This window comes from Streptomyces africanus (assembly GCF_030816955.1).
In the GTDB taxonomy this organism is placed as follows: Bacteria; Actinomycetota; Actinomycetes; order Streptomycetales; family Streptomycetaceae; genus Streptomyces; species Streptomyces africanus.
The window spans coordinates 2,397,648-2,418,570 of the sequence record NZ_JAUSYP010000001.1; the positions used below are offsets into that span (position 1 = coordinate 2,397,648).

Consider the following 20,923-nt stretch of genomic DNA (forward strand, 5'->3'; position numbering starts at 1 on the left):
GCTATTCGTTGGGTTCGGCGGCGAAGCCGGCGTAGACGTCCGGGCGTTTCCGGCGCAGCCACCAGGCGAGGGCGAGGCCCGCGGCGAACACGGAGGGGGCGGTGACGACCAGGACGGTGTTCACGGTCGGGGACGCCCCCGTGAACAGGTCGATGTGGTTCACCACCAGCACGATGGCCGTCGCGAGCAGCACGGCGGCGACGACGGGCGCCACGACCGTGCGCAGCGCGCCCTCCTGGTGGCGCACCCGGCGGAAGTAGCAGGGCACGGCGATCGCGGCGAGCAGCTGGAGCAGGAACAGGCCGATCATCCCCGGGGTGTTGACCCACAGCAGCAGCTGCCCGTATGGGTCGGCGCCGGCTGCCGCGAAGGCCAGGACGACGACCGCGCCGAGGACCGTCTGGGCGAGTCCGGCCACGTACGGGGAGCCGTGCCGCGGGTGGATGCGGCCCAGCGCCTTGGGCAGCACGCCCTCCTCGGCGAGGGCGAGGGCGTACCGGTTGATCGCGTTGTGGAAGGCGAGCAGCGAGGCGAGGACGCTGGTGACGATGAAGACGTGCATCAGGTCGGCCGCCCAGCCGCCCACGTAGGTGGTGATGGCGGTGAAGAACAGCTCGGCGGGGTTCTTTGCGGCGGCTGAGGCGATCTCGGCGTCACCGAAGGCCTGGATGACGGTCCAGACGATGAAGGCGTAGAACAGGCCGAGGAACCCGACGGCCACGTACGTCGCGCGCGGCACCGTGCGCTGGGGGTCGCGGGCCTCGCGCCGGTAGATGACGGTCGACTCGAAGCCGGTGAACGCGGCGAAGGCGAAGGCGAGGACGGCCGCCGTGCCCGGGACCAGGACGTTGCCGGGTTCGAAGGAAGCGAGGGACAGCCCGTGCGCGCCGCCCTTGATCAGGACCCCGCCCGCGAGGAGCACGAGGATGCCGGTCTCGGCGACGAGCAGGACACCGAGCACCTTGGCGCCGAAGTCGATGGAGCGGTAGCCGCCGTAGCCGATGAGCAGCAGGCCGGCCAGCGAGATCGGCAGCCAGGGGACGTCGGTGCCGAACAGGGCGCGTGCGGTGTCCTGGCCGGCGGAGCCGAGCAGGCCGTAGACGCCGGTCTCCATGCCGTTGTAGCCGACCAGGGCGAGCAGGGCGGCGCCGATGCCGACGGGGCGGCCGAGTCCGCGGGTGATGTACGCGTAGAAGGCGCCGCCGCTGCGGACGTGGCGGCTCATGGTGGTGAAGCCGACAGCGAAGACGGCGAGGGTGAGACCGGCCAGGAGATAGCCGACGGGGGCGCCGACGCCGCCCAGCAGGATCGCGAGGGGGGCGACGCCGGCCATGACGGTGAGCGGGGCGGCGGCGGAGACGACGAAGAAGGCGATGTCCGCGGTGCCGAGGGAGCCGGAGCGCAGGGTCGCCGTGGCGGCCGGGGTGCGCTCCCCTGAGGTGGTGACGGACATGGGCAAGCCCTTCGAGCGGCGGACGGGGAGGGCGTGGGGGGAGTCCGGGCGTGCGGGATCACCGCGGTAAATCTAAAGGCTTTCGGTTTTGGCAATGTAGCCTCTACCTCGGCATCCGGGAAGACCTCAGGGGGGACCACCGACCATGGGACGGCCGCGCACACCGCTCCTCGACCGCGAGCGCATCGCGACGACGGCGCTCGAAATCGTCGACGAACGCGGCGACTTCAGCGTGCCGCAGGTGGCCAAGCGGCTGGGCGCGCAGACCGGCTCGGTGTACCACCACGTGGAGGGCCGGGACGGCATCGTGGAGCTGCTGCGCGAGCGGGTGTCGGCGGCGATCGACCCGGCGACCCTGGATCTGCGCCCCTGGGACACGGCCCTGGAGGCCTGGGCCCGCTCCTACCGCGCCGCGTTCGCCGCGCACCCCAAGGCGATCCCGCTGCTGATGACGTCCCCCGTGCGGGCACCGCGCGTGCTGGAGCAGTACGAGCGGGCCGTGACGCTGCTGCTCGACGCGGGCTTCGCCCCAGCCGATGTGATGCCCCTGCTCACCGCCCTGGAGAACCTGGTCCTCGGCTCGGCCCTCGACCTCGCGGCCCCCGAGACGATGTGGGAACTGACCGCCTCGTCACCGACCCCACGGCTGGCCGAGGCGCTGTCGGCGGCGCGCGAGGGCCGGGCGGACCGGGCGTTCGAGGTGGGGCTGACGGGGTTCATGAAGCACGCGAAGGAGTTGCGGGCCGGTACGGACACCCCCTAGAGGGGTCCGCGAAGTCCCTGACGCTCGGACACTCCGTAGAACAGCTCCTCCACCACGCTCCGGGCCCGGCGGGCCGTCCGCCGGTACGCGTCGAGCATGTCGCCGGCGTGGCCGGGGCCGTAGCCCAGGTAGCGGCCCACGGCGGCGAGTTCACGGGGCTCCGTGGGGAACGTGTCGCCCGCCCGGCCGCGGACCAGCATGACCGCGTTGCGGACGCGGGTCGCGAGGACCCAGGCCTCGTCCAGGATCGCCGCGTCCTCGTCCCCGATGAGACCGGCCGTACGGGCGGCGGCCAGGGCCTCGCGCGTCCGGGTCGTGCGCAGTCCCGGCTCGGCCGCGCCGTGCCGCAGTTGCAGCAGCTGCACCGTCCACTCCACGTCGGACAGACCGCCCGGGCCCAGCTTGGCGTGCAGCTTGGGGTCGGCGCCGCGCGGCAGCCGCTCGGACTCCATACGGGCCTTCAGCCGCCGGATCTCGCGCACGGCCTCGTCGGCGAGCCCGTCCGCCGGGTAGCGCAGCGGGTCGATCAGCTCGATGAACCGGCGGCCCAGGTCCTCGTCCCCGGCGACGGGCTCGGCCCGCAGCAGCGCGTGCGACTCCCAGGTCAGGGCCCAGCGGCGGTAGTACGCCGCGTACGAGGTGAGGGTGCGCACGAGCGGGCCGGACTTGCCCTCCGGGCGCAGGTCCGCGTCGATGAGGAGGGGCGGGTCGGCGCTGGGGATCTGGAGCAGCCGGCGCATCTCGGAGACGACCTTGTTGGCGGCCTGGGAGGCCTCCCGCTCCTCGACGCCGTCGCGCGGCTCGTGCACGAACAGCACGTCCGCGTCGGAGCCGTAGCCCAGTTCGTGTCCGCCGAAGCGGCCCATGCCTATGATCGCGAACCGGGTGGGCAGGCTGTCCCCCCACCCGTCGCGCACGACCGCGCGGAGCGTGCCGGCCAGGGTCGCGGCCGTCAGGTCCGACACCGCGCCGCCGACCCGGTCCACCAGGGCGCCCTCGTCGGCCTCAGCGGCCTGCTCCTCGGTGCCGTAGGAGCCGACGATGTCGGCGGCTGCCGTACGGAACAGCTCGCGGCGGCGCACCCCGCGGGCGGCCGTGACCGCCTGGGCGGCACCGTCGGCCCGTTTCACCGCGGCGAGTATCTCCTGCTCCAGATGGGCGCGGGAGCGCGGTTCGAGGCCGCCGCCGTCCCCGTCGCCGAGCAGCGCCACCGCCTCCGGGGCGCGCATCAGCAGGTCGGGCGCGAGCCGGCCGGCGGACAGCACGCGGGCGAGGTTCTGCGCGGCGGCGCCCTCGTCCCGCAGCAGCCGCAGGTACCAGGGCGTCTTGCCGAGCGCGTCCGACACCTTGCGGAAGTTGAGCAGGCCCGCGTCCGGGTCGGCCGAGTCGGCGAACCAGCCCAGCAGGACGGGCAGCAGGGTGCGCTGGATGGCGGCCTTGCGGGTGACGCCGGACGCCAGGGCCTCCAGGTGGCGCAGGGCGGAGGCCGGGTCGGCGTAGCCGAGGGCGACCATGCGCTCCCGGGCCGCCTCGGCGCTCAACCGGGCCTCGCCGGTGGCGAGTTGGGCGACCGCGTCGAGCAGCGGCCGGTAGAACAGCTTCTCGTGCAGACGGCGTACGACGGTGGCGTGCCGCTTCCACTCGCGCAGCAGCTCGGCGACCGGGTCGGTGCGCAGTCCGAGGGAGCGGCCGATGCGGCGCAGCTCGGCCTCGTCCTCGGGCACGAGGTGGGTGCGCCGCAGCCGGAACAGCTGGATCCGGTGTTCCATGGAGCGCAGGAAGCGGTAGGCCTCGTCGAGCTGGGCGGCGTCGGCCCGGCCGACGTACCCGCCGGCGGCGAGGGCCTTCAGCGCGTCGAGGGTGGTGCCGCTGCGCAGCGAGGTGTCGGCCCGGCCGTGCACCAGCTGGAGCAGCTGCACGGCGAACTCGACGTCCCTGAGGCCGCCGGGGCCCAGCTTCAGCTGGCGGTCGACCTCGGCCGCGGGGATGTTCTCCACGACCCGGCGGCGCATCTTCTGCACGTCGGGGACGAAGTTCTCGCGCTCGGCGGCCTTCCACACCAGCGGCTGGACCGCGGCGACGTACTCCGCGCCGAGGTCGAGGTCGCCGGCCACCGGCCGGGCCTTGAGCAGCGCCTGGAACTCCCAGGTCTTCGCCCAGCGCTGGTAGTAGGCGAGGTGGCTGGAGAGGGTCCGCACGAGCGGGCCGTTCCTGCCCTCGGGCCGGAGGTTGGCGTCCACGGGCCAGATGGACCCCTCGACGGTCGTCTCGGAGCAGATCCGCATCATGTGCGAGGCGAGCCGGGTCGCGGCCCGGATGGCCTTGGTCTCGTCGGCGCCCTCGACGGCCTCCCCGACGAAGATGACGTCCACGTCGGAGACGTAGTTCAGCTCGTGGCCGCCGCACTTGCCCATCGCGATGACCGCGAGCCGGCACAGGGCCACGTCCTCGGGCGCGGCCGCCCCGGCGATGCCGAGGGCGGCACGCAGGGTGGCGGTGGCCAGGTCGGCGAGCTCGGCGGCGGACTCGGCGACGCCCGTGGTGCCGCACACGTCCCGGGCGGCGATGGACAGCAGGCAGCGCCGGTAGGCGACGCGCAGGGAGACGGGGTCGGTGGCCTCCGCGAGACCGGCCTCGAACTCCTCCACCCCGGGGTGCAGGTCGTGCGCCTCGTACATGACGAGCGCCTGCCAGTCGTCCGGGTGCCGGGTGAGGTGGTCGGTGAGGGCGGTGGAGGCGCCGAGCACACCGAGCAGCCGGTCGCGCAGCGGCTTGGACGAGATCAGCGTGTCGAGGAGCTCCCGGCGGGCGCCGGGGCCGGGCTGCGCCTCCAGCAGCCGGACCAGCCCGAGCAGCGCGAGATCGGGGTCGGCGGTCGCGCCCAGCGCGTCCAGCAGCACCGGGTCGTCGCGCAGCGGCACGAGCTCGGCGCTGTCCAGGAGCCGCTCGGCGGCCGAGGCGTCGGTGAAGCCGTGCCGCAGCAGCCGCGTGAAGGTACTGCTCCTGCGCCCCGGCGCCGCCGTCATCCGGGCCTCCCACACTCTGTCTCGGACGTGCATCGGATCAAGGTCGTACCGCTTTGAGCCTAACCGCAGAGCCCGGGGGAAGCTCCGATGAGTTCGGCGGGCGGACGGGGTCTGCACCTGTGAAGCCACAGGCCTGGAGGACGCTCATGACCACGATGCACCCGGAGGAAACCCGTCTGGACCGCCGCTACAGCGACGAGACGGCCACCGCGACCGACTGGCGGGAGGCCGAGGCGCGGCTCAGGGAAGCCGAACTGTTCTGGATCACGACGGTGCGCCCCGACGGCCGCCCGCACGTCACCCCGCTGCCGGCGGTCTGGTCGGACGGCGCCCTGCACTTCTGCACGGGCCCGGAAGAGCGCAAGGCGCGGAACCTCGCGGAGAACCCGCACGTCGTGCTGACCACCGGCACGAACACCTGGAACAAGGGCTACGACCTGGTGGTCGAGGGCGAGGCGGCACGCGTGACCGAAGACGGGCGGCTGCGCGAACTGGCCGCCGCGTGGGAGACGAAGTACGGCAGTTTCTGGCACTTCGAGGTACGGGAGGGCTATTTCCAGCACGGCGCGGGACACGCGGCCGTCTACTCGGTGGCGCCGCGCACCGTGTTCGGCTTCGCTAAGGGGGAGCCGTTCAGCCAGACGAGGTGGCGGTTCACCGATGCCTGACGAAGGAGTCACGCCATGGACTTCACGCTCGAAGTCATCCCGCTGCCCGTGACCGACATCGACCGTGCCCGGGACTTCTACCGGGACAAGGTCGGCTTCCACGTGGACATCGACCAGGAGGTCATGCCCGGGATGCGGATCGTCCAGCTGACGCCTCCGGGCTCCGGCTGTTCGATCGCCCTGGGCGACTCGATCTGGGAGATGACCCCCGGCCCCACCCCGGCCCCCGGCTCCTACCAGGGCCTGCAACTGTGCGTCGCCGACATCAAGGCGGCCCACACGGAACTCGTCGAACGCGGCCTCGACGTCTCGGAGCCGGTCCAGTACGCCCCCGACGACGGCGCCACGTTCATGCACTTCCAGGACCCGGACGGCAACGGCTGGGCGATCCAGGAGTACCGGCAGCGGGCGGAGAAGCCGCTGCATCTGCTCCTGGCGGAACTGAAGCGACAGGGGGCCTGACCCTGCCGGGCTTCACCCGGGCCAGGGCCGACGGCGTCCTGACCGCCGGCCCTGGGTGCCACTCGGGCGAAGATCCGTGTGCCCTTACAGCACCGGCAGGCTCTTCCGCAGCTCGAACGCGGTGACCTCGCTGCGGTACTCCTCCCACTCGGACTTCTTGTTGCGCAGGAAGAAGTCGAAGACGTGTTCGCCGAGGGTCTCGGCGACCAGGTCGCTGCGCTCCATCAGGGTCAGGGCCTCGCCCAGGTTCTGCGGGAGCGGCTCGATGCCCATCGCGCGGCGCTCCGCGTCGGAGAGGGCCCAGACGTCGTCCTCGGCGCCCGGCGGGAGCTCGTAGCCCTCCTCGATGCCCTTCAGGCCGGCGGCGAGGAGGACGGCGTAGGACAGGTACGGGTTCGCGCCGGAGTCCAGGGAGCGGACCTCGACACGGGCCGAGCCCGTCTTGCCGGGCTTGTACATCGGGACGCGGACCAGCGCCGAGCGGTTGTTGTGGCCCCAGCAGATGTACGAGGGGGCCTCGCCGCCCGCGCCCGCCGTGCGCTCCGCGCCGCCCCAGATGCGCTTGTAGGAGTTGACCCACTGGTTGGTGACCGCGGAGATCTCCGCGGCGTGCCGCAGCAGGCCGGCGATGAAGGAGCGGCCCACCTTCGAGAGCTGGTACTCCGAGCCCGACTCGTAGAAGGCGTTGCGGTCGCCCTCGAAGAGGGAGAGGTGCGTGTGCATGCCGCTGCCCGGGTGCTCGGAGAACGGCTTCGGCATGAACGTCGCCTGCACGCCCTGCTCCAGCGCCACCTGCTTCATGACCAGGCGGAACGTCATGACGTTGTCGGCCGTGGAGAGCGCGTCGGCGTAGCGCAGGTCGATCTCCTGCTGGCCCGGTGCGCCCTCGTGGTGGGAGAACTCGACGGAGATGCCCATCGACTCCAGCATGGTGATCGCCTGGCGGCGGAAGTCCATGCCGACGTTGGTCGGGGTGTGGTCGAAGTAGCCGGAGTTGTCCGCGGGCGTCGGACGGCTGCCGTCCAGCGGCCGGTCCTTCAGCAGGAAGAACTCGATCTCCGGGTGCGTGTAGAACGTGAAGCCCAGGTCGGAGGCGCGGGCCAGGGAGCGCTTGAGCACGTAGCGCGGGTCGGCGAAGGACGGCGAGCCGTCCGGCATGAGGATGTCGCAGAACATCCGGGCCGTACCCGGCGCCTCCGCGCGCCAGGGCAGGATCTGGAACGTCGACGGGTCCGGCTTGGCGATCATGTCGGACTCGTAGACCCGGGCGAAGCCCTCGATGGCGGAGCCGTCGAAGCCGATGCCCTCGTCGAAGGCCTGTTCCAGCTCGGCCGGGGCCACGGCGACGGACTTGAGGAAGCCCAGGACGTCCGTGAACCACAGGCGTACGAACCGGATGTCGCGCTCCTCCAACGTCCGGAGCACGAACTCCTGCTGCTTGTCCATCTTCCGCTTCCCCATCCTTGCTGGTCAGGCCGCCTGTCTTCCGTACCACGGGAGGCGGTCGGGCACCTGAGCATCCCACCACACGAGCATTTCGTACGCGTTGCGCACCATGATCGCCCGGCAGGCCCGGGACCGAACGCCTCACGTACGGCAGGTGGACTGCTCTTCCGCCCATAGTGCCTGCTCGCACCGACATCCGTAACGGCCGGTTCCCTCCGCAACCCCGGCCCACTTAATTTGCATTTCAGATGCAACTTTAAATACCGTACGCAGCAGTCGAGTCCTGAGGAGTCCCGATGCTGTCCGAGCAGTCCGCCGTCACCGTCCGCGCCACCCTTCCCGCCGTCGGCGCGGCCCTCGGCACGATCACCGAGCGCTTCTACGCCGGGCTGTTCGCGGCCCACCCCGAGCTGCTGAACGACCTGTTCAACCGGGGCAACCAGGCCGCCGGCACCCAGCGGCAGGCGCTCGCCGGATCCGTCGCCGCCTTCGCGACGCACCTGCTGGACCACCCCGAGCAGCGGCCGGACGCGATGCTGCACCGCATCGCCCACAAGCACGCCTCCCTCGGCGTCACGCCCGAGCAGTACGACATCGTCCACGAGCACCTTTTCGCCGCCATCGCCGACGTGCTCGGCGACGCCGTCACGCCCGAGGTCGCCGCCGCCTGGGACGAGGTCTACTGGCTGATGGCGAACGCCCTCATCGCCGTCGAGAAGCGGCTCCGGGAGGAGCGCGGCGGGCACGCCTGGCGGGACTGGGAGGTCGTCGAGCGCGTCGCCGAGACCGACGACGTCGCCACGTTCCGGCTGCGGCCCGCCGACGGCGGTCCGGTGCGGGACTTCCTCGCGGGCCAGTACGTCTCCGTCCGCGTCGCCCTCCCGGACGGCGCCCGGCAGATACGGCAGTACAGCCTCTCGGGGGCGCCCGCCCCGGACCTGAGGCAGATCAGCGTGAAGCGCGTGCACGGCGACGGCTCCCCCGACGGCGAGGTCTCGAACCACCTCCACGCGCGCGTGCAGGTGGGTGACGTCCTGGAGCTGTCCGAGCCCTACGGCGACCTCGTCCTGGACGCCGGCCCCGACACCCCGCTGCTGCTGGCCTCGGCGGGCATCGGCGTGACCCCCATGACCGCGATGCTGGCCCACCTCGCCGGCTCGGGACACCGCGCCCCGGTCACCGTCGTGCACGGCGACCGCTCGCCCGCCACCCACGCCCTGCGCACCGACCACGCGGCCTACGCCGCCAAGCTGCCCGGCGCGGCCGTCCACTTCTGGTACGAGCAGGACGCCCCGGCGGGCACCCGCTCCGGCCTGGTCGACCTCGCCGACGTCCCGGTCGAGCCGGGCACGCGCGCGTACCTGTGCGGACCGCTGCCCTTCATGCGGGCGGTACGGGCCCAACTGATCGGCAAGGGCGTGGCACCGGCCGACATCCACTACGAGGTGTTCGGGCCGGACCTGTGGCTGGCGGGGCAGACGGCCTAGACGTCACGGCGATCAGCGCCCCGCGAGATCCCCAGCAGCAGCGCTCCGGTGGGTTCCGCCACGATGTCGGCCACCGTGATCGGGTCCAGGGAGGCGAAGAACGCCTCCTGGGCCCGGCGCAGGGCGCCGCGCAGGCGGCAGGCGGAGTTCAGGGGGCAGGGGGTGGGGCCCTCGCAGTCGACGACGTCGCCGTCGCCCTCGAAGGCGCGCACCACGGCGCCGACCGACGCCGTGCGGCCCCGCTCGGTGAGCGTGAGGCCGCCGCCGCGCCCGCGCCGGGCGGCCAGCAGGCCCATGTGCTGGAGCTCGGCGACGACCTTCGCCAGGTGGGTGTACGGCACGTCCATGCCGGCGGCGACGTCCCGGGTCGTCGGAGTGGACTCGCCGGAGACGGCGAGCCGCATCAGGACCCGCAGGGCCAGGTCGGTGGAGCGCAGCAGCCGCATACCCGCAGCCTAGATAATCGGAATCTCAGGTTCAAATAATCCGGAGCCCGGGTTCACCCGATCCGCGGAAGCTGTCGGGCACCTGTCGGTGCCGTATCGATTCAGCCCATTCCCTCGACCGCCCTACGAGGGGTCCCGTCTCCCCCATTACCATCAGCCCACCCGACTGTCCCACCTTTCCCACGAAGGACACCCCATGGGCTCCGCCAACAAGAGCAGCACGGCACGCAAGGCTCGGATAGAGGAGATGCGGCGCGCCGAGCAGGCCCGTGAGCGCCGCAACCGGCTCCTCACCATCGGGGCCAGTGTCGTGATCGTCTGCGGTCTCGTCGTCGGCGGTGTCGTGCTCGTGCGGTCCCAGTCCGACGGCGGCGGCAGCGACACGGCGGCCACCGACACCTCGGGCAAGGGCAAGTTCGTCACGGGCAAGGACGGCGTGAAGACCTGGGAGGGCAAGCTGTCCCGCAACCACGTCACCAAGGCCGTGAAGTACGCCTCCGAGCCCCCGGTCGGCGGCGACCACAACCAGGTCTGGATGAACTGCAACGGCGACGTCTACACCAAGGAGCTCGACAACACCAACGCCGTGCACTCGCTGGAGCACGGGGCGGTGTGGGTGACGTACAACGCCGACGCGAAGAAGGCCGACGTCGACGCGCTCGCGGCGAAGGTGAAGAAGACGCCGTACACGCTGATGAGCCCGATGGACGACCAGAAGGACCCGATCATGCTGTCGGCGTGGGGGCACCAGCGCACGGTGACGGGCGCGAGCGACCCGAACGTCGACACGTTCTTCGAGAAGTTCGTCCAGGGCGAGCAGACCCCCGAGCCGGGCGCCGCCTGCACGAACGGGCTGTCGCAGTGAGGCAGGCCGCTCTGATCGCGGGGGCCGCGGCGACGGCGCTCGTCGCGGCCGGAGCGATCACCTACGCCGTCGCCGGGGACGACGGCGGCGGCCAGACCCCTTCCGCCGAGTCCGCGGACGCCGGGTTCGCGCGGGACATGGCGGTGCACCACCAGCAGGCCGTGGAGATGTCGTACATCGTGCGCGACCGCACCAAGGACGAGGAGGTGCGGCGCCTCGCGTACGACATCGCGCAGACGCAGGCCAACCAGCGCGGCATGATGCTCGGCTGGCTCGACCTGTGGGGGCTGCCCAAGGTGTCCTCCGAGGCGCCGATGACCTGGATGGACATGGGCGGCATGGCCTCCGGCAAGGACGGCGCGCTGATGCCGGGCATGGCGACCAACACCGAGATGAAGAAGCTCGGCACGCTCAGCGGGAAGCAGGCCGAGATCTTCTACCTCCAGTTGATGACGGACCATCACAAGGGCGGCATCCACATGGCCGAGGGCTGCGTCGAGAAGTGCGCGGTCGGCGTGGAGAAGCGGCTCGCACAGGGCATGGTGGACGCGCAGCAGTCGGAGATCGGTCTGATGGCGGACCTGCTGAAGGAGCGGGGCGCGGCGCCGCGCACGTAGGGCGTAAGCCCCCAAATCACCCTTTCTTACGGCCTCTTGGGCTCTTCTTGGCCTCCGCAGGGCGCTTCTTGGGGTGCGCATTCCCCTGGCATGAACCGTTCATCGCGAGAGTGGCGACCGTCGAGTGATCCACTCGCGACGAACCGCACAGGGGGTTCCATGAGATCCAACCGCGCCAAGGTGCGCGCCGGGCTGAGCATGGCAGCGACACTGCCGATGCTCGCCGGTGCGCTGGCGCTCGGCATACCCGCGGCGCACGCCGCCGACCACCCGCTCCGTGACCTGCTCGCCGGGACCAAGCCCGCCTGGGCCACGGCCAGGGCCGACAAGGGTGCCGTCTCCGACGGCGCCAGGGTGTCGGCCCGGGTCTATCTCCGGGGTCGCGACGCGGCCGGCCTCGCCGCGTACGCCAGGGCCGTCTCCGACCCGACGTCGGCCTCGTACGGCAAGTACCTGACCGCCCAGCAGGCGCAGGCCCGCTTCGGCGCGACCAAGGCCCAGGTGGCGGCCGTGAAGGCGTGGCTGACGGCCGCCGGCCTGGAGGTCACCGGCGTCACGGCGCACTACGTCTCCGTCACCGGTGACGTGGCCGCCGCGGAGCAGGCGTTCGGCGCCCAGCTGCACAACTTCGCCAAGGGCGCGAAGACCTACCGCGCCCCGGCGAGCACCGCCTCCGTGCCGGCGAACCTGGCCGGCACCGTGCTGACCGTCACCGGCCTGGACAACGCGCCGCACATGGTCACGCACGACGACCGACTGCCGCCGCCGGACACCGTGTTCCGCAACGCCGGGCCGTTCTCCTCGTACTACGGCTCGAACACCGCGAGCACGCTGCCGGACGCGTACGGCACGAAGATCCCGTACGCGGTCAAGGGCTACACCGGCAAGCAGCTGCGGGCCGCCTACGGCGCGGGCACGCGCACCGGCAAGGGCGTCCGGGTCGCCATCACGGACGCGTACGCCTCGCCGACGATCGCCTACGACGCGGCCACCTACGCCGGCAAGCACGGCGACGCGGCCTGGAAGACCGGCCAGCTGCACCAGGTGCTGCCGAAGAAGTACACGAACACCAAGGACTGCTCGGCCTCCGGCTGGTACGGCGAGGAGACCCTGGACGTCGAGGCCGTGCACGCGGTCGCGCCGGCCGCGGACGTCACCTATGTGGGCGCCGCGTCCTGCACCGACGCCGACCTGCTCGACGCGCTCGGCAAGATCGTCGACCACCACCTGGCCGACATCGTCTCCAACTCCTGGGGCGAGGTCGAGGCCGCGCAGACGCCCGACCTCGCGGCCGCCTACGACCAGGTCTTCCAGCTCGGCGCGGTCGAGGGCATCGGCTTCTACTTCTCCTCCGGCGACAACGGCGACGAGGTCGCCAGCTCCGGGACGAAGCAGGTCGATTCCCCCGCCAACTCGGCGTGGGTCACCGCCGTCGGCGGCACCTCGCTGGCCGTCGGCAAGGGCGACACGTACCTGTGGGAGACCGGCTGGGGCACCGACAAGGCGAGCCTGTCGGCCGACGGCAAGAGCTGGACGGACTTCCCCGGCGCGTTCACCTCCGGCGCGGGCGGCGGCACCAGCAGGACCGTCGCCGAGCCCTCGTACCAGAAGGGCGTCGTGCCGTCCGCGCTGGCGAAGGCCAACAGCGCCGACGGCAACCGCGTCGTCCCTGACATCGCGGCCATCGCCGACCCGAACACCGGCTTCCTGGTCGGCCAGACCCAGACGATGCCCGACGGCAAGACGCAGGCGTACAGCGAGTACCGCATCGGCGGCACCTCGCTCGCCGCGCCGACCATCGCGGCCATCCAGGCCCTGGCCCAGGAGGCCCGCGGCGGCAAGGCGATCGGCTTCGCCAACCCGGCGATCTACGCGAAGGCCGGCTCGAAGGCCTACCACGACGTCACCGACGACCCGACGGGCTCCGGCCTGGCCGTGGCCCGTGTCGACTTCGTGAACGGCTACGACGCCACGGGCGGCCTGGCCACGTCCGTGCGCAGCCTGGGCAAGGACAGCTCGCTGTCCGCCGTGAAGGGCTACGACGACGTCACCGGCGTGGGCACGCCCGCGAGCGGTTACGTGGAGTCGTACCGCAGCCGCTGACCTCCGCAAAGGGACAGGGGTGGTGTGGCGTGACCCACACCACCCCATTGCGTCGCTCTGACGATTACACTGGGCGCGTGCCTCAACTACGTCTCGCCCTGAACCAGATCGACTCGAGCGTCGGCGACCTCGCCGGGAACGCCGAGTCGATCGTCCGCTGGACCCGGCACTCCGCCGAGCAGGGAGCGCATCTCGTGGCGTTCCCCGAGATGGCGCTGACCGGGTATCCCGTCGAGGACCTGGCCCTCAGGTCGTCCTTCGTGGAGGCCTCCCGGGCGGCGCTGCGCAGCCTCGCCGCCCGGCTGGCCGACGAGGGCTTCGGCGAGCTGCCGGTGATCGTCGGCTACCTCGACCGCTGCGCGACCGCCCAGCCGAAGTACGGCCAGCCGGCCGGCGCGCCGCAGAACGCGGGGGCGGTGCTGTACGGCGGCGAGGTGGTCACCAACTTCGCCAAGCACCACCTGCCGAACTACGGCGTCTTCGACGAGTTCCGCTATTTCGTGCCCGGCGACAGCATGCCGGTCCTGCGCGTCCACGGCGTGGATGTCGCCCTGGCCATCTGCGAGGACCTCTGGCAGGACGGCGGCCGGGTGCCCGCGGCGCGCTCGGCGCAGGCGGGTCTGCTGGTCTCGATCAACGCCTCGCCCTACGAGCGCGACAAGGACGACACGCGCCTGGAGCTGGTCCGCAAGCGGGCCCAGGAGGCCGGCTGCACGACGGCGTACCTCGCCATGATCGGCGGCCAGGACGAGCTGGTGTTCGACGGCGACTCGATCGTCGTGGACAGGGACGGCGAGGTCGTGGCGCGGGCGCCGCAGTTCGCCGAGGGCTGCGTCGTCCTGGATCTGGACCTGCCGGCGGCGTCGGCGGACGCCCCGACGGGCGTGGTGGACGACGGCCTGCGCATCGACCGGGTGGTGCTCTCCGAGGACCCGCTGCCCCGGTACGAGCCGGAGCTCACGGGTGGCTACGCGGACCGCCTCGACGACGACGAGGAGGTCTACTCGGCGCTGGTCGTGGGCCTGCGGGCGTACGTCGCGAAGAACGGCTTCAAGTCCGTCCTGATCGGCCTGTCGGGCGGCATCGACTCGTCGCTGGTCGCGGCGATCGCGTGCGACGCGGTGGGCGCGCAGAACGTGTACGGCGTGTCGATGCCGTCGAAGTACTCCTCGGACCACTCCAAGGACGACGCGGCGGAACTGGCCCGCCGCACCGGCCTGAACTACCGCACGGTCGCCATCGAGCCGATGTTCGACGCGTACATGGGCGCGCTGGGCCTGACGGGGCTGGCCGAGGAGAACCTCCAGTCCCGCCTGCGCGGCACGCTGCTCATGGCCATCTCCAACCAGGAGGGCCACATCGTCCTGGCCCCCGGCAACAAGTCGGAACTGGCGGTCGGCTACTCCACGCTCTACGGCGACTCGGTGGGCGCCTACGGCCCCATCAAGGACGTCTACAAGACGCTGATCTTCCGCCTGGCCGAGTGGCGCAACCGGGCCGCCCGCGAACGCGGCCAGACCCCGCCGATCCCCGAGAACTCCATCACCAAGCCCCCGAGCGCGGAACTGCGCCCGGGCCAGGTCGACACGGACTCGCTCCCCGACTACCCGGTGCTGGACGCGATCCTGGAGCTCTATGTCGACCGGGACCGGGGCGCCGACGAGATCGTCGCGGCCGGTTTCGACCGGGAGCTGGTGACGAAGACGCTGCGCATGGTCGACACGGCGGAGTACAAGCGACGGCAGTACCCGCCGGGCACCAAGATCTCGGCGAAGGGCTTCGGCAAGGACCGCCGCCTGCCGATCACGAACGCGTGGCGGGAGTCGCTCTGACACGCGTCGACGAGCCGGCAGGGCTTCGGGCAGCGCCGCTGACTTCGACGGGCGGTTCGGCGAACTCCACTGGCCGGTCTACTCGTTGACGAGGGGTCAGGTAGCGTCGGCCTGACACCGACAAGGGGGGGCTGAGCATGGCAGAGCGTGACGTTCCGGACCGCGTGGTGGTCGCCGAGCGGCTCGCCGCCGAGGCGGGGTTCAAAAAGAGCTGCATCCCCGAAGTGGGCAGGCTGCTCAGGCTGGCCGCCGCCGCCAAGCCCGGCGGGGTCGTCGCCGAGAGCGGCACCGGCTCCGGGGTGGGCACCGCCTGGCTGCACAGTGGCCTGGGGGCCGGCGCGCGTCTCGTCACCGTGGAGCGGGACGAGGACCTGGCCCGGCGAGCGGCGGGCGTCTTCGCGGACGACGACCGCGTCAGCGTGCTGACCGGCGACTGGCGGCTGCTGGAGCGGCACGCCCCGTTCGACGTCTTCTTCTGCGACGGCGGCGGCAAGCGGGACGCCCCCGAACGGGTCGTCGAGCTGCTGGCGCCCGGCGGCATCCTCGTCCTGGACGACTTCACCCCGTCGGCGGACTGGCCGCCCCGGTTCGAGGGCAAGGTGGACGAGCTTCGCCTCTTCTACCTCACCCACCCGGCCCTGGACGCCACCGAAGTCCTCACCACGCCGTCCAGTTCGGCGGTTGTCGCGGCACGTCGCGTCTGACCACGAGGAAGGCGACGCCGCCTCTCGGTTGCCGTACGGGGCGGTCCCGCACACAAAGGGCGGCAGCCCGCAGGTACACACCCGCGGGCTGCCGCCCGAGTCACCGCGCCGGCGCACCGGCGGAGACTTTCGTCAGTGGCGCACCGCTTCCGCCTCCTGCGGGACATGGCTCGCCACGATCCGCTCGCGCCCGCCGGCCGGCGCACTGCGCCGGTCCACCGCGTACGCCAGCGACGCCACGCCGAGGCCGAGCACGGCCAGGGCCGCGCCGGCCAGGGCCGGGGAGGTGACCCCGAAGCCCGCGGCCAGGGCGAGGCCGCCGATCCAGGCGCCGCCGGCGTTGGCCAGGTTGAAGGCCGCCTGGTTGGCGGAGGAGGCCAGGGACGGGGCCGACGCGGCCTTGTCCATGACCATCAGCTGCAGCGGGGAGCCGGTGGCGAAGGCCGCCATGCCGAGCAGGATCACGGCGACGCCGGCGGTGACCTCCGTGCGCATCAGCAGCGGGAACAGCGCCAGCACCGCCATCAAGGCGCCGAGGCCGCCGAACAGGGTGCCCCGCAGGGAGTGGTCGGCCAGACGGCCGCCCAGCAGGTTGCCGGCGGTCGCGCCGACGCCGAACAGGGCCAGCAGCAGGGTCACGCTGGCGTCGGCGTAGCCGGCGGCGTCCGTGAGCATGGGCGTGATGTAGCTGTAGGCCGCGAAGAGGGCGCCGAAGCCCGCGACCGTGGTGCCGAGCGACAGCCAGACCGGGACGGAGCGCAGGGCGGCCAGTTCGCCGCGCAGGCCCTTGGCGGTGGCGTGCTCGTGGTCGTGCGGGATCAGGAACGCGAGCGCGGCGATCGCCGCCAGTCCGATGGCGCTGACGCCGAGGAAGGTCGCCCGCCAGCCGAGCTGCTGGCCCATGAGGGTCGCGACGGGCACACCCACGACGTTCGCGACCGTCAGGCCGAGGAACATCAGGGAGACCGAGCGCGCCTTGCGTTCGGGCGCGACCATGTTCGTCGCGACGACGGCGCCGACGCCGAAGAAGGCGCCGTGCGGCAGACCGCTCAGGAAGCGGGCCGCCAGCAGCCAGCCGTTGTCGGGAGCGAGGGCCGACAGCGCGTTGCCCGCGACGAACAGCCCCATCAGCCCCATCAGGACCGTACGGCGGGACATCCGGGCGGTGACCGCGGCCAGGAGCGGGGCGCCGATGACGACGCCCAGCGCGTACGCCGACACCAGATGGCCGGCGCTGGGTATCGAGATGTGCAGGTCGTCCGCGACGTCGGGCAGCAGCCCCATCATCACGAACTCGGTGGTACCGATGCCGAAGGCGCCCACGGCGAGGGCGAGCAGGGCCAGGGGCATGAGGGAGCCTTTCGAGACTTACGGGGGTTCGTACTTGCGACTTCGTATGTTCAAGTACGGAACAAAGTCTCGCAGGCTCAGTATTCCGCGAGGTCGCCGAGAGGTGAATCCTCGGTTGCCGGCCTCTGCCGAACAGACCCTGAGCTGCGGTTTTCCTCAGCCGCCTGTGGTGACACTCACACGGGCCGCGATGGGCAGATGGTCACTGGCCGTCTCCGGGAGGGTCCATGAGCTCTCCGGCTTCAGGCCCCGGACCATGATCTGGTCGATGCGCGTCATCGGGAACGAGGCCGGCCAGCTGAACCCGAAGCCGTTGCCGGCGGCGCCCTGCGTCGAGCGCATCTGGGAGGTGACGGCGTTGAGCGCGCGGTCGTTCATGGTGCCGTTCAGGTCGCCGAGCAGGACGACGTTCTTCAGCGGTTCGTGGGCGATGGCCTCGCCGAGGAAGTCGGCGCTCCGGTCGCGCTGCCGGGCCGTGAACCCGGCCTCCATCTTCACGCGCACAGAGGGCAGATGGGCGACGTAGACCGCGACCTGCCCGGCCGGGGCGGTCACGGTGGCGCGCATCGCCCGCGTCCAGCCCAGGTCGATGTCGACGGCCCGCACTCCGGTCAGCGGGTACTTGCTCCACACCCCGACCGTGCCCTGCACCGAGTGGTACGGGTACGTCGAGTCCAGCGCCCGCTCGTACGTCGGGACCGCGGACGCCGTCAGCTCCTCCAGCGCCAGCACGTCCGCGCCGGAGGCGGCCACGTCACGGGCGGTGCCGGCCGGGTCGGGGTTCTCCGCGTTGACGTTGTGCGTGGCCACGGTGAGGCCGCCGCCGGTGGCGGTCTTGTCGCTGACCTGGCCGCCGAAGAGGTTCAGCCAGACCAGCGCTGGCAGCACCACCGCGATCAGCGCGGTCGCGGACTTGCGGATGACGGCGAGCAGGAGCAGCACCGGGATGAGGAGACCGAGCCAGGGCAGGAACGTCTCGGTGAGGCTGCCCAGGTTGCCGATCGTGTTCGGGATGCGCGAGTGCAGCATCATGACCACGGCCAGCAGCACCGCGCACGCGGCCAGGACGAGGCCGCGCCGCCAGATCCGCCGGTCGCGGAGCCGGTCGCCGAACCGGCCGCCGAGCAGCCGGTCGTACAGGCGCCGAAGCCGGTCTCCCCGGGGCTCGGGCCCCGAGCCGCCGTTGTCCGTCTCCGTCATGTACGCCTGCTGCGCCATACCGTCGCCTCACTGCCTGCCGTGCACACCATCGCCCCCGTGTCTACGACCCTAGGGGATGATCCGTTCCGTTCCCGCCGTCCTTCGACGGCCGTACGGGGGCGATGACGTTCGAGCCCGCGCGACGAGTTCCGACCAGGCCCTCAGTAAGCGCCGTCTGTGACGAAACGCGCACACTAGGAGCCGTGAGCTGCTGCGGAACTGACGGGGCGTAGGCCTTCGAGGAGTGTGTCGACGACCTGGGCGGCGAGGTCGTCGGGGAGGTCGGCGTCCGGGCGCAGGACGGAGCGCACGAGCACGGGGGCGATGAACATGTCGCCCAGCAGTTCGAGGTCGACGTCCGTGCGCAGTTCGCCGTTCTCCTGCCCCCGGCGCAGGATCTCCAGGCCGAGCCGGCGGCGCGGTGCGAGGACCATGGCCTCGTACGCCGCCCAGATCTTCGGGCTGCTCTTCATCTGGGCGTGCACATTGGTCAGGATCGCCGACGAGCGGTTGGCCAGGCCGCGCCGGCGCGCCTGTTCCAGCAGCGCCACGAGGTCGTCGCGCATGGAGGTGCCGGGGAGCGGGGGCTCGGGGGGTTCGACGGCGCGCAGGACGTCGACGAAGAGTTCCTCCTTGCCGCTCCAGCGGCGGTAGATGGTGGCCTTGCCGACGCCGGCGGTCCGGGCGACGCGCTCGATGGACAGCTCCGCGAGGGACACGCCCTCCTCCAGGAGCTTCATCAGGCCCTCGATGATGGCGCGCTCGACGGCCTCGCTTCTGGGGCGGCCCCTCGCGGGGCCGTCGTGCCGGGGTTGCCTTTCGGCGAGGCTCACGTCGACTGGTCCTTTCCTGAGCGGGTCGGGGATGCATTCTCGCGCGGTTCTACGAGCGCGCGTCCGACAGCTCCTTCTCCTCCTCCCCCTGCTGGGGCGCCGGCGGCCGGCCGGGCAGGAACAGCGCCACGATGACCACGCCGATCAGTGCGACGCCCGCTCCCCACAGGGCGGTGATGTGCATCGCGTGCAGGAACGCGTCGTAGGCCGGGGTGACCAGGGCCTTGCCCTGCGGGCCGAGCTTCGCGGCGACACCGAGGGTGGCCTCGATGGACTCCCCCGCGGTGTGCCGGGCGGCCGGCGGCAGCTGGCCGAGCTCGTCCTCGATGCCCGTGCGGTACGCCGTGGACAGCACCGAGCCGAGGACGGCGATGCCGAGGGCGCCGCCGACCTGCCGGAAGGTGTTGCTGAGGGCGGAGGCCGAGCCGGCCTTCTCGCGGGGCAGGGCCTGCATGATGACGACGCTGACCGGCGTCATGATGTGCGCCATGCCGGTGCCCATCAGGAAGAAGATCACTTCCAGGATCCAGATGGGGGTGTCGGCCTCCAGCGTGGCGAAGGCGGCCAGCATCGCGGCGATGACCAGCAGTCCGGCGGTCGTGGTGGCCCTGTTGCCGAAGCGGTCGACCAGCAGCCGGGCGCGCGGCGCGAAGATCATCTGGGCGGCGGCCAGCGGCAGCATCAGCAGACCGGTCTGCAGCGGCGAGTAGCCGCGCACGCTCTGCGTGTAGAAGACCGAGAAGAAGGTCACGCCCATCAGCGCGAAGAAGACCAGCGCGATGGCGGCGATGGCGGCCGAGAAGACCTTGTTCTTGAAGTACGTGACGTCGATGGACGGGTGGTCGCTGCGCTTCTCGAACACCACGAAGGCGACGAGGACCGCGAGCCCCGCGCCGATCGTCGACAGCACGGTGGCGTCGGTGAAGTCGGCGAGCTGGCCGCCCTTGATGATGCCGTAGACGAGCAGCACCAGGCCGACGACGGACAGGACGACGCCGACGGGGTCGAGGCGGCCGGGGTTCGGATCCCGGGAGTCGGGCACCAGCCACAGCATCAGCGCGAGCGCGAGCAGCACGATCGGCACGTTGATGAGGAAGACCGAGCCCCACCAGAAGTGGTCGAGGAGCACACCGCCGGTGATCGGGCCGATGGCGATGGCCAGGCCGACGCCACCCGCCCAGATGCCGATGGCCTTCGGCTGCTCCTCGCGCTCGAAGACGTTCATGAGGACGGCGAGGGTGGCCGGCATGACGAACGCGGCGCCGAGGCCCATCACGGCGCGGAAGGCGATCAGCTCCCCCGGCGAACCGGAGAAGGCGGCGAGCGCGGAGCCGGCCCCGAACACGACCAGACCGCCGAGCAGCACCTTCTTGCGGCCCAGCCGGTCGCCGAGCAGACCGGCGCTGAACAGCAGGCCCGCGAAGACGAGGGTGTAGGCGTTGATCGCCCACTCCAGCTCGCTCTGCGTGGCCCCCAGGCCGGTCGGGGCGGGTGTGGAGATCGTCTTGATGGCGACGTTCAGGATCGAGTTGTCGAGGACGACGATCAGCAGGCTGAGCATCAGCACGCCGAGTATCGCCCAGCGGCGCCGGTGCACCGCTTCCGGTATGCGAGGGCCGGTGGGGGCGGCGCGGTCGGCAGGAGTAGTCATGCCGCCGAGCGTAGGAC

At 71.7% G+C, this 20,923-nt stretch carries 16 protein-coding genes and 1 pseudogene; 9 read left to right on the forward strand and 8 right to left on the reverse strand.

The features are described from left to right. Position 1 precedes the first annotated feature (1 nt). Positions 2–1,453: an APC family permease gene (locus QF034_RS11140; RefSeq protein ID WP_307174786.1), complete on the reverse strand. Its 1,452-nt coding sequence runs from the start codon at positions 1,451–1,453 to the stop codon at positions 2–4. Positions 1,454–1,598: 145 nt separating this feature from the next. On the opposite strand from QF034_RS11140, the gene QF034_RS11145 reads away from it, so the two are divergent. After that, complete coding sequence (locus QF034_RS11145) at positions 1,599–2,216, forward strand: TetR/AcrR family transcriptional regulator (protein WP_307174787.1); 618 nt, start codon at positions 1,599–1,601, stop codon at positions 2,214–2,216. Here the strand turns inward: QF034_RS11145 and QF034_RS11150 are convergent. Further along, a complete protein-coding gene (locus tag QF034_RS11150; RefSeq protein ID WP_307174788.1) occupies positions 2,213–5,242 on the reverse strand; it encodes a bifunctional [glutamine synthetase] adenylyltransferase/[glutamine synthetase]-adenylyl-L-tyrosine phosphorylase in 3,030 nt (1,009 codons plus the stop codon). The two genes, QF034_RS11145 and QF034_RS11150, sit on opposite strands and share 4 nt — an antisense overlap. A gap of 146 nt (positions 5,243–5,388) precedes the next feature. Here QF034_RS11150 and QF034_RS11155 point away from each other — a divergent pair, with 146 nt between their 5' ends. Further along, positions 5,389–5,910 (forward strand): pyridoxamine 5'-phosphate oxidase family protein, encoded by a 522-nt coding sequence (locus tag QF034_RS11155; protein WP_307174789.1) that lies wholly within the window; start codon positions 5,389–5,391, stop codon positions 5,908–5,910. Positions 5,911–5,925: 15 nt separating this feature from the next. Then, positions 5,926–6,372 (forward strand): VOC family protein, encoded by a 447-nt coding sequence (locus QF034_RS11160; RefSeq protein WP_307174790.1) that lies wholly within the window; start codon positions 5,926–5,928, stop codon positions 6,370–6,372. An 84-nt stretch (positions 6,373–6,456) separates the two neighbouring features. Here QF034_RS11160 and glnA2 read toward each other — a convergent pair whose 3' ends face one another. Then, positions 6,457–7,818, reverse strand: coding sequence for a gamma-glutamylpolyamine synthetase GlnA2 (gene glnA2, locus QF034_RS11165; RefSeq protein ID WP_086560677.1), 1,362 nt, complete (start codon positions 7,816–7,818; stop codon positions 6,457–6,459). Positions 7,819–8,114: 296 nt separating this feature from the next. On the opposite strand from glnA2, the gene QF034_RS11170 reads away from it, so the two are divergent. Continuing rightward, the gene (locus tag QF034_RS11170) at positions 8,115–9,305 is read left to right on the forward strand and encodes a globin domain-containing protein (RefSeq protein ID WP_307174791.1); all 1,191 of its coding nucleotides are present in this window, start codon (positions 8,115–8,117) and stop codon (positions 9,303–9,305) included. Here the strand turns inward: QF034_RS11170 and QF034_RS11175 are convergent. Continuing rightward, the gene (locus QF034_RS11175) at positions 9,302–9,751 is read right to left on the reverse strand and encodes an RrF2 family transcriptional regulator (RefSeq protein ID WP_307174792.1); all 450 of its coding nucleotides are present in this window, start codon (positions 9,749–9,751) and stop codon (positions 9,302–9,304) included. The genes QF034_RS11170 and QF034_RS11175 overlap by 4 nt on opposite strands. Before the next feature lie 196 nt (positions 9,752–9,947). Here QF034_RS11175 and QF034_RS11180 point away from each other — a divergent pair, with 196 nt between their 5' ends. The 5 genes from QF034_RS11180 to QF034_RS11200 all read left to right on the forward strand — a co-directional run bounded on the left by QF034_RS11180 (position 9,948) and on the right by QF034_RS11200 (position 15,872). Beyond that, complete coding sequence (locus QF034_RS11180; protein WP_307174793.1) at positions 9,948–10,616, forward strand: thioredoxin-like domain-containing protein; 669 nt, start codon at positions 9,948–9,950, stop codon at positions 10,614–10,616. Then, the gene (locus QF034_RS11185) at positions 10,613–11,233 is read left to right on the forward strand and encodes a DUF305 domain-containing protein (protein ID WP_307174794.1); all 621 of its coding nucleotides are present in this window, start codon (positions 10,613–10,615) and stop codon (positions 11,231–11,233) included. The genes QF034_RS11180 and QF034_RS11185 overlap by 4 nt, the downstream gene beginning before the upstream one ends. A 159-nt stretch (positions 11,234–11,392) precedes the next feature. Continuing rightward, positions 11,393–13,336 (forward strand): S53 family peptidase, encoded by a 1,944-nt coding sequence (locus QF034_RS11190; protein ID WP_307174795.1) that lies wholly within the window; start codon positions 11,393–11,395, stop codon positions 13,334–13,336. A 77-nt stretch (positions 13,337–13,413) separates the two neighbouring features. Beyond that, positions 13,414–15,168 (forward strand): NAD+ synthase, encoded by a 1,755-nt coding sequence (locus QF034_RS11195; RefSeq protein ID WP_307174796.1) that lies wholly within the window; start codon positions 13,414–13,416, stop codon positions 15,166–15,168. 137 nt (positions 15,169–15,305) lie between these two features. Then, a complete protein-coding gene (locus QF034_RS11200; RefSeq protein WP_307174797.1) occupies positions 15,306–15,872 on the forward strand; it encodes an O-methyltransferase in 567 nt (188 codons plus the stop codon). Between the two features lie 132 nt (positions 15,873–16,004). Here QF034_RS11200 and QF034_RS11205 read toward each other — a convergent pair whose 3' ends face one another. The 4 genes and pseudogenes from QF034_RS11205 to QF034_RS11220 all read right to left on the reverse strand — a co-directional run bounded on the left by QF034_RS11205 (position 16,005) and on the right by QF034_RS11220 (position 20,906). Beyond that, complete coding sequence (locus QF034_RS11205) at positions 16,005–17,222, reverse strand: MFS transporter (protein ID WP_307174798.1); 1,218 nt, start codon at positions 17,220–17,222, stop codon at positions 16,005–16,007. 156 nt (positions 17,223–17,378) lie between these two features. After that, positions 17,379–18,339: pseudogene (locus tag QF034_RS11210) on the reverse strand (endonuclease/exonuclease/phosphatase family protein); the annotation flags it as partial. A gap of 277 nt (positions 18,340–18,616) precedes the next feature. Continuing rightward, the gene (locus tag QF034_RS11215) at positions 18,617–19,255 is read right to left on the reverse strand and encodes a TetR/AcrR family transcriptional regulator (RefSeq protein WP_307174800.1); all 639 of its coding nucleotides are present in this window, start codon (positions 19,253–19,255) and stop codon (positions 18,617–18,619) included. A gap of 49 nt (positions 19,256–19,304) precedes the next feature. Further along, positions 19,305–20,906, reverse strand: a complete 1,602-nt coding sequence (locus tag QF034_RS11220; RefSeq protein WP_307174801.1) for an MFS transporter — start codon at positions 20,904–20,906, stop codon at positions 19,305–19,307. Positions 20,907–20,923 lie beyond the last annotated feature (17 nt).

Coding starts and splice junctions, on each gene's coding strand:
- QF034_RS11175 (WP_307174792.1), bottom strand. CDS start 9,751: ATGCGGCTGCTGCGCTCCACCGACCTGGCCCTGCGGGTCCTGATGCGG.
- QF034_RS11220 (WP_307174801.1), bottom strand. CDS start 20,906: ATGACTACTCCTGCCGACCGCGCCGCCCCCACCGGCCCTCGCATACCG.
- QF034_RS11160 (WP_307174790.1), top strand. CDS start 5,926: ATGGACTTCACGCTCGAAGTCATCCCGCTGCCCGTGACCGACATCGAC.
- QF034_RS11145 (WP_307174787.1), top strand. CDS start 1,599: ATGGGACGGCCGCGCACACCGCTCCTCGACCGCGAGCGCATCGCGACG.
- QF034_RS11200 (WP_307174797.1), top strand. CDS start 15,306: ATGGCAGAGCGTGACGTTCCGGACCGCGTGGTGGTCGCCGAGCGGCTC.
- QF034_RS11190 (WP_307174795.1), top strand. CDS start 11,393: ATGAGATCCAACCGCGCCAAGGTGCGCGCCGGGCTGAGCATGGCAGCG.
- glnA2 (WP_086560677.1), bottom strand. CDS start 7,818: ATGGACAAGCAGCAGGAGTTCGTGCTCCGGACGTTGGAGGAGCGCGAC.
- QF034_RS11140 (WP_307174786.1), bottom strand. CDS start 1,453: ATGTCCGTCACCACCTCAGGGGAGCGCACCCCGGCCGCCACGGCGACC.
- QF034_RS11205 (WP_307174798.1), bottom strand. CDS start 17,222: ATGCCCCTGGCCCTGCTCGCCCTCGCCGTGGGCGCCTTCGGCATCGGT.
- QF034_RS11170 (WP_307174791.1), top strand. CDS start 8,115: ATGCTGTCCGAGCAGTCCGCCGTCACCGTCCGCGCCACCCTTCCCGCC.
- QF034_RS11180 (WP_307174793.1), top strand. CDS start 9,948: ATGGGCTCCGCCAACAAGAGCAGCACGGCACGCAAGGCTCGGATAGAG.
- QF034_RS11150 (WP_307174788.1), bottom strand. CDS start 5,242: ATGACGGCGGCGCCGGGGCGCAGGAGCAGTACCTTCACGCGGCTGCTG.
- QF034_RS11155 (WP_307174789.1), top strand. CDS start 5,389: ATGACCACGATGCACCCGGAGGAAACCCGTCTGGACCGCCGCTACAGC.